This window comes from Lysinibacillus piscis (assembly GCF_026012395.1).
Lineage (GTDB): Bacteria > Bacillota > Bacilli > Bacillales_A > Planococcaceae > Lysinibacillus > Lysinibacillus piscis.
The window spans coordinates 1039191-1051808 of the sequence record NZ_BRZA01000002.1 but is presented as its reverse complement, the minus strand read 5'-3'; the positions used below and the strand labels follow the sequence as shown (position 1 = coordinate 1051808).

The 12618-nt window shown below is 35.2% G+C and carries 11 protein-coding genes; 4 read left to right on the top strand and 7 right to left on the bottom strand.

Going from position 1 to position 12618, the window contains the following annotated elements:
- Positions 1-200 precede the first annotated feature (200 nt).
- The 3 genes from OPF91_RS11755 (at position 201) to OPF91_RS11745 (ending at position 3271) form a co-directional block, all read left to right on the top strand.
- Positions 201-521, top strand: a complete 321-nt coding sequence (locus OPF91_RS11755) for a hypothetical protein (RefSeq protein WP_264988938.1) — start codon at positions 201-203, stop codon at positions 519-521.
- A 93-nt stretch (positions 522-614) separates the two neighbouring features.
- Complete coding sequence (locus OPF91_RS11750) at positions 615-2624, top strand: bacteriocin-associated integral membrane family protein (protein ID WP_264988937.1); 2010 nt, start codon at positions 615-617, stop codon at positions 2622-2624.
- A 2-nt stretch (positions 2625-2626) separates the two neighbouring features.
- On the top strand, positions 2627-3271 hold the full coding sequence (locus OPF91_RS11745; RefSeq protein WP_264988936.1) for a putative bacteriocin export ABC transporter: 645 nt from the start codon (positions 2627-2629) through the stop codon (positions 3269-3271).
- Between the two features lie 210 nt (positions 3272-3481).
- On the opposite strand, the gene OPF91_RS11740 is transcribed toward OPF91_RS11745, so the two are convergent.
- Complete coding sequence (locus OPF91_RS11740) at positions 3482-4240, bottom strand: TerC family protein (RefSeq protein ID WP_264988935.1); 759 nt, start codon at positions 4238-4240, stop codon at positions 3482-3484.
- A gap of 354 nt (positions 4241-4594) precedes the next feature.
- Between OPF91_RS11740 and OPF91_RS11735 the strand changes: the two genes are divergently transcribed.
- Positions 4595-6352 (top strand): ABC transporter ATP-binding protein, encoded by a 1758-nt coding sequence (locus OPF91_RS11735; protein ID WP_264988934.1) that lies wholly within the window; start codon positions 4595-4597, stop codon positions 6350-6352.
- Positions 6353-6409: 57 nt separating this feature from the next.
- On the opposite strand, the gene OPF91_RS11730 is transcribed toward OPF91_RS11735, so the two are convergent.
- The 6 genes from OPF91_RS11730 to OPF91_RS11705 all read right to left on the bottom strand — a co-directional run bounded on the left by OPF91_RS11730 (position 6410) and on the right by OPF91_RS11705 (position 12513).
- Positions 6410-7570 (bottom strand): Ger(x)C family spore germination protein, encoded by a 1161-nt coding sequence (locus OPF91_RS11730; RefSeq protein ID WP_264988933.1) that lies wholly within the window; start codon positions 7568-7570, stop codon positions 6410-6412.
- Positions 7567-9018 (bottom strand): spore germination protein, encoded by a 1452-nt coding sequence (locus OPF91_RS11725; protein WP_264988932.1) that lies wholly within the window; start codon positions 9016-9018, stop codon positions 7567-7569. Before OPF91_RS11725 ends, OPF91_RS11730 begins: the two co-directional genes overlap by 4 nt.
- Positions 9002-10114, bottom strand: coding sequence for an endospore germination permease (locus OPF91_RS11720; RefSeq protein ID WP_264988931.1), 1113 nt, complete (start codon positions 10112-10114; stop codon positions 9002-9004). The genes OPF91_RS11725 and OPF91_RS11720 overlap by 17 nt, the downstream gene beginning before the upstream one ends.
- Positions 10115-10250: 136 nt before the next feature.
- Positions 10251-11132, bottom strand: a complete 882-nt coding sequence (gene rsiV / locus OPF91_RS11715; RefSeq protein ID WP_264988930.1) for an anti-sigma-V factor RsiV — start codon at positions 11130-11132, stop codon at positions 10251-10253.
- Complete coding sequence (gene sigV / locus OPF91_RS11710; protein WP_264988929.1) at positions 11125-11643, bottom strand: RNA polymerase sigma factor SigV; 519 nt, start codon at positions 11641-11643, stop codon at positions 11125-11127. The genes rsiV and sigV overlap by 8 nt, the downstream gene beginning before the upstream one ends.
- A 114-nt stretch (positions 11644-11757) precedes the next feature.
- Positions 11758-12513, bottom strand: coding sequence for a TSUP family transporter (locus OPF91_RS11705; protein ID WP_264988928.1), 756 nt, complete (start codon positions 12511-12513; stop codon positions 11758-11760).
- Between the last annotated feature and the right edge of the window lie 105 nt (positions 12514-12618).

Genomic DNA, 12618 nt, shown 5'->3' with positions numbered 1-12618 from the left:
TTTTCCGATAAAATTCCTATTTACCTAAAATAGTTATATATCAAAAATATACAATAATAATTTATTTGTAATAGAAAAATATGTATATTATCTATTAGAATAGGTAATTCATATTGTTTTAAATCCCTTTATTTACAATTATATATTAAATATGTTATTTTTCTTACAGTAATATCACAGATATACAAATGGAGGAAAAAATGAAAAACATAAAAAAAGGAACACTGTCTATTATTGCTCTTTTAATTTTTGTAGCCTCTTCAATGGCCGTAAGTGCAGCAACTGATTCTATCGCTGGTACTGATTTATATTTTGATGGAGGACAAACTGGCACACATGTATATTCAGATATTTGGGATACAAACACTTCTAATTCTCAAAAATGGAAAGTTAATGCTATTGTGAAAGTATGCTCAAACACAACGCAAAGTGGATTTAAGGATGATAGCGCTAGTATTAGGGAAGCAAGATCATTTTGGTGCAATGAGACATCACACTATGATTACTATGCTAGAAACTAGTAAATAAACATAAAAGTTATATCCAAATACATTATGTAAAATAATTATCCGTAATATTCCTTGCTTAATATTGTTTCTACTTTAGGAGGTAAGATGAAAAAGTTACTTTTTATATTTTTAATAGGGCAGTTGCTGCTTTTATCATATATTTTTAATCAATCTGTTTATCAAATTTATGAATTAAATAATATAGGAGATTCCTCACTTGACATGTATATGGTAAATGATGCTACGAGTGAGAAATTGAAAAAACTTTATCAAATATATAATGACAATTGTCTTATTGATAATAAATGTAAAATTCAGCTTGTTAAAACACCTGTTTCTGAAAATCAGAAAATGTTTTATGAAATTTATCATAGCCAAATAGAGACAATTCAAACGCCAGCTTCAATTAGAACCAACAATATATTTCATTACCTCCCTCTAAAAGAAGAAGATTTTGTAGATAGCAATGGTATTTTTTATACAAATTTGTCTATTAAAGAAATAACCGAATTTGGGAAACAAACTCAGCTAGATATTCAACCTTATAATAATTTGATTAATTATAAGGAAATTATTACATTTAATTTGTTCAATTTTATTGTATTTTTGGTTATTTCACAACTCATCCTATTTATCTATACATTTACTAAAATAAAAACAAATGCTATCAAAAAGGTACTAGGCTATTCTGGTCTTAAAATAATTTTTAATTCATTTAAGAGTTTCTTTTTTATGGAAATTTCTATTTTACTGAGTACATTCTTTATACATTTCATATATTATTGGATTACTAATAACATAGTTTGGCGTTATTTCTATTTTTTATTTCTATTTTTAGTGATAGTAATTCTGATAAATATGATGATGTTCATGTTTACTCAAATTAGTCTTAAATTCATTGATATTCCAACAATGATTAAAAATAAAATTTATTCTAATAAGCTGAATTATGGGCTGTATACAGTGAAAATATTATTGATTTTAGTAATAACTGTATCTACTTCAATTTTTATCGCTGATTATAAGGATTATAAAGCAAAGGTTGCTAAATTAAGTGAATATGAGAAATTGGATCATTATTTTACAGCAATTGGATTTAATTCAGATGAATTCGAAAAGATTAATAATGAAAAAAAATTATTAAAACAATATGGAGATTATATAAAAAATTTATATGAACATTTTGATAATCTTGAAGAACTGTATGTCTTTGATGCTTCTGATCTTATAGGATCATTATCATCTTTTTGGCTTGAAATGAAAGGTAAGAGTAAAGAAGATATTTATTCTGATTGGGAAAATAACTATATTATTGTAAATAAAAGATATTTGGAAGATTTAACAACTATTAAAATTAATAATAATGTAGAACCGACTATTTTAGTTCCAACTGTGTATAAAACAAAAGAATCTAAAATTAAAGAAACATATATTGAAAAATACAACAATCTATTAAATTATGATGAAATTTATCAATTTGATGATTTTAAGCCTAAAAAAATAACCAATATAAATATTATTTATATTGAAGATCATTTGAACATAGAGTTATTTGGTAAAAATATAGATGATGATGGCTCAAAAATTAATCTTCAAAATCCAATTATTATATTGGATCAGGGGAACTTTGGAAGTCAATATTATTATACTCAATTAAATCAAGGTGATATCATCTTTAAATTAAGAGATAAACAAGATTTTTCGCAAGCATTAGCAAAATTTCATTTGAGTCAGCTTGTCAATACAGGTTCTCTTTTAACACCTTTTATGACAGCTATTCATAATGCCGAATTTTTCATGTACAATTCACTAATTTTTACACTTCTTTTTTTACTTACATTAATTTTTATTATATGTATTTCAAATTATATAGATTTAATATCGAATAGCAAAAAATATGTTATACAGTATATTTTTGGCTTAGGAATGATTAAAATTTTTAAAGCAAATATCGTTATATATATAGTACTTTTAAGTGTTGTGTTTATAGATTTTTATTGGGATTTTAACATTCTATTTTATTTATCAATATTGCTAGCTGATTTTTTAATATTACTGACATTATATACGCTCATTATCAAGCGAGATGTTCACAAACTAATAAAGGGAGGATGAGTATGGCTATAGTAGAACTTACTAATGTTTCAAAGAAGTATGATGGTCAGGAAATATTTTCAAATATTCATCTCACAATTGAATATGGAGAAATGGTAGCAATTACAGGAGAGAGTGGAACGGGAAAAACCACACTATTGAATTTAATGGGGTTAATCACAAAAAAAGATGATGGAGAGTTAATTGTATGTAATGTTAAAAATCCCCATATCCATTCTAAAGCGGCTATGCTTTTAAGAAGAGAAAAAATTGGCTATTTATTTCAAAATTATGGGTTAGTAGATGATGAAACTGTACTATGGAATTTAATGTTAGCTTTAGCATATAAAAAAGGAAATAAAAAGAATAAAAATGAAAAAATAGAGCAGCTTCTTCATGAATTTAACTTAACATACTTAAAAAATAAGATGGTTTATCAACTGAGTGGTGGTGAGCAACAACGTATAGCAATTATTCGATTGATTTTACAAGAAAGCGAGCTTATATTTGCAGATGAGCCAACTGCTAGTTTAGATACTAATAATGAAAAAGTGATAATGGACTATTTACAACAATTAAATATAGCAGGTAAAACCATTGTTGTTGTTACGCATAGTAAAAGAATTTTAAATTATTTCACAAGAGTTATTAATCTAAATGAATTGTAGGATAAGCAATTTGAGTGTAACAAATGGAATGTAAGATATGTATTCAAAAAATTCGCCCTGATTTAGCATCAAGGCGAATTTTTTCATCCCGTATTAATAGGCTGTAAGATCCCCGTATCAAAATAGGGAGTGGAAATAAACTGTTTAAGTGGGGAATTAACAGTCTGTAAAAACCCGATTGGTGAAACTGCCAATTGAAGGTTCACTTTATTAGACATTTTTCTTTTGATTTTTCACACCAATTAAGTAACCACCAAGAGCAATAGCGATTAATACAACCCAGAACGTAATTTTCCATCCTGTAGAGTGTGGGAATGTGTGTGGGATAATCTCTAATTTTTCATGTCCTAATGTTAATACAGCAAGCTTCACACCAACCCAACCAACGATTAAGAAGGCTGCCGTTTCAAGCGATGGGTATTTTTCAAGCACTGTTACGAACCAACGAGCAGCGAATCGCATCATAATCACCCCGATAATACCACCTAAGAACATAACGGCAAATTGACCTGCATTAATGCCACCGATATCGAAGCCACCAAGATGTGGTAATGTTACAGCAATCGCAACGGCTGCTAAAATAGAGTCTACCGCAAAGGCGATATCAGCTAATTCAACTTTTAATACTGTCATCCAGAAGCCAGATTGTTTTTTTGGCTCTTTTATTTCGTCGTCATCACCAGATCCTTTTCGGGAATCATAAATATGTTTGATTGACATAAACAATAGGTAGGCTGCACCGATCGCTTGAATTTGCCAGAAATTCACGAGTACTGTAATTAGGAATAGTGCAGCGAAACGGAAAATAAAGGCACCGACTAAGCCATAAAGCAATGCTTTTTGTTGCTGATGCTTCGGTAAATGCTTGACCATCACGGCCATCACGACGGCGTTATCTGCAGCAAGTAAGCCCTCCAGTACAATTAATACGACAAGTACCCAAGCGTATTCTAATAAAATCGTTTCCATTAAAAAATTCCTCCTTTTTTGAAATGAATGAAGCTCTTTTTTACAAAGGATTTTTTAGGCAAAAGAAAAAGACCCATGCCTAAAAAATAGGCAAAGGTCTTGCTAAGTCATGTTAATAACCTTCACACCCGATGGTAAAAACCATGTAATGACGAATGTGAAATCAGATGTACAATGCACATCTGCAAGCTACTCCCCTTTGACATCATTGTCAAAAGATATTCAATTCTTGTAAACATTGTAGCATGTAAAGAAATGAATGTAAATAAAAAATCACCGTGAAAACATTATTTTTCCTAAATGGAATAAGAAGTGGTACGATGGGAGATAGTGTGACACAGAAAGGAGAACTATATGTATCGAAAGTTTTTTTCTTATTACAAACCACATAAGCGGCTGTTTGTCATTGATTTTTCTAGTGCTATTATTGTAGCCGTTTTAGAGCTGTTCTTTCCATTGGCTGTCCAGTGGTTTATTGATAAGCTATTGCCAACAGGGGATTGGGGGATGATTGTTCAAGTCAGTGTGCTACTATTGCTCGTTTATGCACTCAGTACATTGCTGAATTTTATCGTCAACTATTTAGGGCATAAGCTTGGCATTAATATCGAAACAGATATGCGGGAAGAGCTTTTTACCCATGTGCAACGCCAATCCTTCCGCTTCTTTGATAATACGAAAACAGGGCATATTATGAGCCGTATTACCAATGATTTATTTGATATTGGAGAATTTGCTCATCATGGACCTGAGGATTTATTTATTGCCATTATGACCTTTATTGGGGCTTTTGCTATTATGTTTAACGTTAATCCAACATTGGCATTGATTGCAGTAGGAATGGTGCCATTTTTAGCGTGGCTTGTCACATTCAGCAATATAAAAATGAATAATGCATGGAAAACGATGTATGGCAAAATTGCCGATGTGAATGGGCGTGTTGAGGATAGCGTATCAGGTGTGCGTGTTGTCAAATCATTCACGAATGAAGCTTTTGAAATCGAGCGTTTTCAAGAGCAAAATGGCTTTTTCCGCTCAGCAAAATTATATGCCTATAAAATTATGGCAGGCACACATTCCAGCATTTATATGATGACACGCCTTTTAACATTAGTGGTGCTCGTGGTTGGGGCATGGCTAAGTTTTAATGGTAAATTATCGTATGGTGAGTTAGTGAGCTTTGTGCTGTATACTAATGTTTTGATTAAGCCAATTGATAAAATTAGTGCTTTGTTGGAGCTGTATCCAAAGGGCATGGCTGGCTTTAAACGTTTCCGTGAATTAGTGGAGCAAGCACCCGAAATTCAAGACCGCCCAAATGCACAGGTGGTGTCACATTTGAACGGTGATATTGCCTTCCATCAAGTAGATTTCCATTATGATACATCCAAAACCGTATTAGAGGATATTTCCTTTGATGTACGTGCAGGACAAACGATTGCCTTTGTTGGACCATCAGGCGCTGGAAAAACGACGATTTGCTCGTTAATTCCACGTTTCTATGAGGTGAGCAGTGGCGCTATCACGATTGATGGTATCGATGTGCGTGATATGACACAGGCTTCATTACGTGATCAAATCGGTATTGTCCAACAAGACGTCTTTTTATTTACAGGGACGATTCGTGAAAATATTGCCTACGGAAAATTAGGAGCAAGTGAGGAAGCCATTCGGGAAGCGGCGAAAAAAGCGCATTTAGAAGCCTTTATTGCAGAGTTACCAGATGGCTATGATACACAAATTGGAGAACGTGGCTTGAAGCTATCAGGTGGTCAAAAACAACGATTAGCGATTGCAAGAATGTTCTTAAAAAATCCACCAATATTAATTTTGGATGAGGCGACATCTGCATTGGATACAGAAACAGAAATGATTATTCAGCAATCATTAACAGAGTTAGCTGAAAATCGTACAACGCTTGTGATTGCGCATCGTTTAGCAACCATTCGTAATGCAGACCGTGTATTAGTGGTGACACCAAATGGTATCGAAGAAGATGGTACATATGATGAGCTTGTAGCACAGAATGGCATTTTTGCGAAGCTTCATCATATCCAATTTCGTAAAGGGCAGGCAGCACAAGAATATGTAGCAATGTCAACGCATTCGTAATCAAAAACGGCTTGTCCCAGTATATGAATAGGGACAAGCCGTTTTCGATATATGATGCTATTCTTTAATCGTCTCCTCAAATGTTTTCCGTCCAAGCTGTACTTTATTGACATGTATATTGACATGGCCGATAGAATTAGCGGTTAAAGGAATCTTGCCATCCTTCTCTAACTTCTTCCAAATTTTCACGTTTTTCCGATACAGATGTTCCGAAAGACGATAAATATCAACATCCTTCTTTAAGCCTTCTGTATATGTTAACAAAATTTCCTTTTTTGCCTCTTCTATAATTTTTTTGCGAATATCATCGGGGGCCACTTTACTTTTAAAGCCATTGACTGTTGCATTGAATTTCACGTCTATATCAAACACAGGTTGCCCATCCTTCTCAACAATTGGCTGTACATGAACGTTAATTTTTTGTAATGTTACCGTTAAATAATCCTCTTCTTCTTCGGCTAATTGAAAGGTGAGCTCGCCTCTTTTCGTTTCATCCGTCATCCATTGCATTCCACGTACAGCTTCTCCTTTGATAAAACCTTTAAAGCCATCTTTCGATAAAATACCTACACCTGAGAGCGTTGTTTCCTGTGATGCACCTTCTGTAGATGCCCAATTAGAATTGAGGCTGACATAGGGAATGGCAATTTCATGGCTTGGCTCATTTAAGCCAATCACTAACTTCCGCAAATTGATGGGCTCAATAAATGTTTCTTGTTTTTCTGTATTTAATGGGTTGCTTAATTTTGATGCATTTAATGATTTATCTAAAAGAGGCGTTACTAGCATGATTTCTTTGATGGATTCTTGTGTGCAGTATGTCCAAATTTGGTAGCGGGTTTGTTGAAAGCGTAAAGCACTATCAATAATGGCAATCGCTTTTTCATGTTTGAGTGCTTCCTCAGATAACAGCAGATAGGTCATATGTCCCCAAAACATTTCTTGATCGACAGAGCGATACAATTTAAAAAATGCTTCTTCCATCGTTTTACCTGTTGCATGACCAATTTCTGCGATAGGTGCATCTGTATTCGGTTGTTCGGATTTTGCTACATTAGCAAAATTAATGATTTGTAGATAAATTTCGTATTCACCATCCTTCATGTCTACACCAACACCGTTGATATAATACATACGCTGTGGTTCAGCGACATCCCAACAGCCTGTGAGCAATGGGAGTGTCAGAAGGCTTATTAAAAAGAATCGCTTTTTTTTCATGATTTTTCCCTACTTTTTGCTGTTCGTGTATAGTCTTGTGGAGCCAGTGCTTTTGGTCGTTCTGCATAACCAGAGGGAGGAGAGCGTAAAAGGGATTTTTTGATGGTATCCCAATTTAAATCTGCCGCAACATTGACGTAGGAGTAGCCATAAATACGAATGTTGCATACATAGAGCGCTGTTATATAGAGCGAGACAAAGAAGCCGAATAGACCGAAAAAGGCACTAGCTAAAATAAAGCAAATGCGTAATACGCCAACCGTTGTAACCAGTGATTGATTGACCAAGGTAAAAGTGGCAATGGTGGAAATGGCAATAACGACAATCATTTCAGGGCTAGTAACGCCTGCACGAATGGCTGCATCCCCAATAATAAGCCCGCCAACAACACTAATGGTTCCACCAATAACGGAAGGTAGCCGTAAGCTCGCTTCACGAAATAGCTCAAACATGAGGAGCATTAATAGCATTTCAAGGGATGATGGAAGCGGCAGACCTGTTTTAGCTTGGACGACTGTTGCTAACAGTTGCAATGGTAACTGGCTTTGATGATAGGTCGTTAAAGCTAACCAAAAGGCAGGCAATAATAGACCAATTAAAATACCTGCAATTCTCAATACACGTTCAACAGAGCTATAAATATACGGATATTCATTATCCTCGGCTGATTTTAGTAATAAAAAGAGGTTGACAGGTGTAATCACGGCATAGGAAGTACCATCTACAAATATCACAAATCGTCCCCTCATCAAAGCTTGTATCGCATAGTCAGGGCGTCCTGTATAATCTGTTTTTGGAAAAAGCTTGGTGTTTTTATGGACGCGCTCCATTAATAAATCTCCACTGAACACAATATCGGTATCTACGGTTGCTAATTGCTTTTTAATACCATGTAAAATATCCATATCGACAATATCATCAAAATAGAGGATAGCGACATTTGTTTTAGAGCGTTTACCGACCTCTACCTTTTCTACACAAAGAGAATTGGTTGGTAGGCGCTTTCTTAATAAGGCAATATTGACGCTCACATCTTCGATAAAATTATCACGAGGGCCTTTGACCAATACCTCCATACGTGTTTCTTCAGGTGTACGATTGGGCTTTTTCGCAATATTGCTAGCGTATAATAATTGTTCTTCTTCAAAATAGAGTAGTAAAAAGCCTGTATAGACGAGTGAAATTGCTTCATCTTTGCTGTCGATTTTTTGAAGATTCGGAATGCGTAATTGTTGGTGAATGTTCTCTTCATCAAGTGGCTCTGAAATTTGCTCATAAAGCAATTGCACACGTTGAACAATGACATCATGAAGCAATTGCTGGTCCACCATCGCGTCACAGGTAAGAAAGTACACATTGTGCTGTGCAAAAGAATAAGCCTGAAAATGAATGTCGGCTGACTTTTGAAATAAAGCTTTTAGCGTGTGTAAGTCAATTTTTTGATTCATGCTTGTTCATCACTTCCCGTTTTTGTTTTTTAGGTACAAGGGCTAGTAAGATGAAAAAAATGGATAGGATGAAAAAGAAAATAAAAGTAGATGTTAAGATATACTGTCCTTTGATTTTTAAAAATAGGTTTTCATTCAGCATGATTAACGGTAAGCACAGAATGAAAAAAGGGGCAGCTAATAATCGCCATATATCTTTTGGCTTCTCTGTTATATTGAGCAAAGTAGCGATAATATATAACAAAAACCCGACACGTATAAAGGTGCCTGTTAGCCATTGATAAATCGAAAAAAAGTCAAGATGCTCGATATAATGACCAATCGTGACAAGTCCCCATTCCTCATAAGCAGGATAGCGTTGTTTCGCCGCTTCCGTTGGACCAAATTCAGTAATGGCTCCGATAAGTGGTCCTAATGTTAGCCCCATTAAAATAAGGAGCATAATGGCAAGCTGATACCAGCGCATAGGCCCTTTCATCTGATGCTGGATAAATAACAGCATAAATAATTCGATAAAGCCTGATGCGGGATAAATCATTCCTGCCATAACAGGTCGAAAACCATGCTCTAAAAAAGGGCGTAATAACTCATAATTTTTCACCTGTAAATTGGTGAATGCCACGAAAAACCCAAAAATAACAACCCCAAGTAAGACAAAGACGTTGACAATGACAATGGTTTGAATGCTAGTTGTGACAAGTACTATACAAAGTGCCGTATAAATCGCTAATAATATAATGACGGGTGTACGAGGTAAAAAGGTTGTGTTGACCCATTGTAAGGTTTCAACCATTGTAAAGGCAGCAATCACCATTAACGCAATGACGATGCTATAAATGACAATGGTTGAGCCGATTTTGCCTAATTTATCATGTAGCCAGTCTTGGATGGGCTGTTGCTGTGTATTTTTTTGAATATAGACTAAAAGAAAAAGCCAGCCGAATATCAACATAGCTGCTAGGACGACAGATAGCCAACCATCTCTTTTGCTTATATCGAGTAATGGAGGAAGAATGGTCACATGATTTTTCAAACCAATAACAGTCATAGACAGGAAAATCACGTGCAAAATACTAATAGCGTTTGCATTTTTCATTGGAAAACCTTCTTACATTGATTGATACATGTTAGTTTAACCAAAACGTAGGGGAGCTATAACGACATAAAAAGAAACAACCTTAGCCTTGTCAGAAAGCAGGGGTTGTTTCTTCACTGGGTATACTTTGTAAAAATTAATGAATATAAGTGGCGCTTACAAGGTCATTTTGTAGTATGTCAGTTGGAATTTCAAATTCTACAACGCCCATATAACCAGGGGCAACCTCATATTTATCGAAGGAAATAATCAGCTTGCCTTGCTCGGAAATATAAAATGGTTGGTCTGCACGAATGGCTGTAAATGATTCACCAGGCATTGTCTCCTCATCAAGCCAATAGATTTTGCCTTGCTCGGCATCCGCCATTTGTGCACGCATTTGCTCTTTAATATTTTCGCTAATCGTTGTTAAATAATGGTCATCCTTGAAAAGCATTGGCAATGTAATTAAAATTTCTTGTTGTTTATCAATTGTATCGTATTGAATGGTTGTGGAGGAAGAGCCAGCTGTGTTGACAACATAGCGACCGATGGATAAAATTTGCTCATTATCAGTTTTAATTTCATAGCCACTATCCACTCCTAAATGTGCTTCGACACCATTTTTCTTTAAATCACCAATTTCTGCGACGAATTCATCATACAATGCTTTGCCTTCTGTACGATATTTTTCATTTAATGCATTAGCCAGTGCTGGATTTGTTAAATTTTCAATCGCAGGCACTTTAATCGTTGCATCATATGTGTCCTCTGCTAGTTCATATTCTGTCCATGTTAACACTTTCACAACACTGCCTACTACAGGAATATCAGCCAATGTACGTGCCATGGCAGGGCTCACATTTAAGCTCGCTGTGAACAATAAAGCGGCGGCGGCTGAGCCAATTAGCCATTGAGGGGTGCGGCGCTTTTTCTTTTGACGATTTTGCTTTAAAGCACGTTCGACAACCTCATCCAGCTCTTGAGGAATCGGTATGTTATGATAAGTTTGCTCTAAATCCTTTAATTTTTTATCCATGTGTGATTTCTCCCTTCACATCTTGCAATTGTATTTTCAGTAGCTGTAAGGCCTTATACAGGCGTGATTTAGCAGTGCTAAGCTTAATGTCTAAAATAGAAGCAACATCTGCAAGCTTTAAATCCTCAAAATAATGTAGAATGACAACCTCTCGATACATTTGTGGCAAAGTATCAAGGGCATATTCTAAATCAACGTCCTCATAGCTATCTTCTTGTGCAGGTGTTAAATAGTGCAATGTGTCGTCATCTGTCACTTGTAGTCGTTTATGCTTGCGTAAAAAATCAATTGCTGTTCGCACCACAATTTTATAAAACCAGCTTTTCATATAGTCCACATTTTCTAGTCGATCCAGTGATAGCATCGCCTTTTGAATACTATCTTGTACGACATCTAGTGCATCCTGCTCATTTTTCGTATAGCTATAGGCAAGCAAATAAAAGCGCTCTTTCTGCTCACGTATAAACTGGACAAATTGTTCCTCATATTGAAATGCATTTCTCGTTTTCATGTCCAATGAAGCTCCTTTTTTATTTGTATACAAGTACTAGACGTGTGGAGAGGGGGAAAAAGTTGATCGTATAGAAAAAAACTTACCTCAATTGATAAGATAAGTTTTCCTTGTTTAAGAAATAAAATAATCATAACCATTTTTCAAAAGTAATAGAAGCGTGACGACGATAAATAGTTTACGCACATAGCCACTGCCACGTTTAATAGCAAATTTTGAGCCCACAATCGCACCTGCAATTTGTGCGAGTCCCATTGGTAAACCATAGGCATAATGAACTTGTCCCACATACATAAATAACAGTAATGCTGCTACATTACTACCGAAATTTAGAAATTTGGCATTCCCTGCTGCTTGTAAAAAATCATAGCCAACTAGTAAAAAGGCGAAGAGTAGAAATGAGCCTGTGCCAGGACCTAAAAAACCATCATAAAAGCCAATTGCTGTGATGATGAGGAGAAAATAAATGGTAGAATGCTGTGATTTTACTGGCTGTTGTCCCCATTCTTTTTTCTTAATCGTATAAAGGGCCACCACTGCGAGCATTACAAGCATCACAGGTTTCAGGATGTTTGGGTTCATGAGATGGACAATCCAAGCACCAAACATAGAGCCGAAAAAGACAAGTGGAAAGAGCTTGTAAACTGACTGGATCGTTAATTGACCTGAGCGGTAAAAAGTAATAGTGCTGGTCAAAGAGCCCATTGTCCCTGCTAATTTATTGGTTGCCACCGCTACTGAAGGCGGTAAACCCACAAACAGTAATGCAGGCAAGGCAATTAAGCCACCACCGCCAACAACCGAATCAACAAAGGCAGCTAGAAAGCCAAAAACAATTAAAATAAGTAAAATATCAATATCAATGGACATAGGTCGTCATCCCTTTTCGTTCAACATAAACTGATAGTAGTAGATAGGAGATTAGATGTAAATAGACCTGAGCGTTTTCTTTTGCTTCTAACGGATTCCGTAGTA

Bases quoted from the DNA above. Each gene is read 5' to 3' on its own strand.
- OPF91_RS11720 (WP_264988931.1), bottom strand. From the start codon at position 10,114: ATGAAAAATGCAAACGCTATTAGTATTTTGCACGTGATTTTCCTGTCT.
- OPF91_RS11750 (WP_264988937.1), top strand. From the start codon at position 615: ATGAAAAAGTTACTTTTTATATTTTTAATAGGGCAGTTGCTGCTTTTA.
- OPF91_RS11725 (WP_264988932.1), bottom strand. From the start codon at position 9,018: ATGAATCAAAAAATTGACTTACACACGCTAAAAGCTTTATTTCAAAAG.
- OPF91_RS11705 (WP_264988928.1), bottom strand. From the start codon at position 12,513: ATGTCCATTGATATTGATATTTTACTTATTTTAATTGTTTTTGGCTTT.
- OPF91_RS11745 (WP_264988936.1), top strand. From the start codon at position 2,627: ATGGCTATAGTAGAACTTACTAATGTTTCAAAGAAGTATGATGGTCAG.
- OPF91_RS11755 (WP_264988938.1), top strand. From the start codon at position 201: ATGAAAAACATAAAAAAAGGAACACTGTCTATTATTGCTCTTTTAATT.
- OPF91_RS11740 (WP_264988935.1), bottom strand. From the start codon at position 4,240: ATGGAAACGATTTTATTAGAATACGCTTGGGTACTTGTCGTATTAATT.
- sigV (WP_264988929.1), bottom strand. From the start codon at position 11,643: ATGAAAACGAGAAATGCATTTCAATATGAGGAACAATTTGTCCAGTTT.
- OPF91_RS11730 (WP_264988933.1), bottom strand. From the start codon at position 7,570: ATGAAAAAAAAGCGATTCTTTTTAATAAGCCTTCTGACACTCCCATTG.
- rsiV (WP_264988930.1), bottom strand. From the start codon at position 11,132: ATGGATAAAAAATTAAAGGATTTAGAGCAAACTTATCATAACATACCG.
- OPF91_RS11735 (WP_264988934.1), top strand. From the start codon at position 4,595: ATGTATCGAAAGTTTTTTTCTTATTACAAACCACATAAGCGGCTGTTT.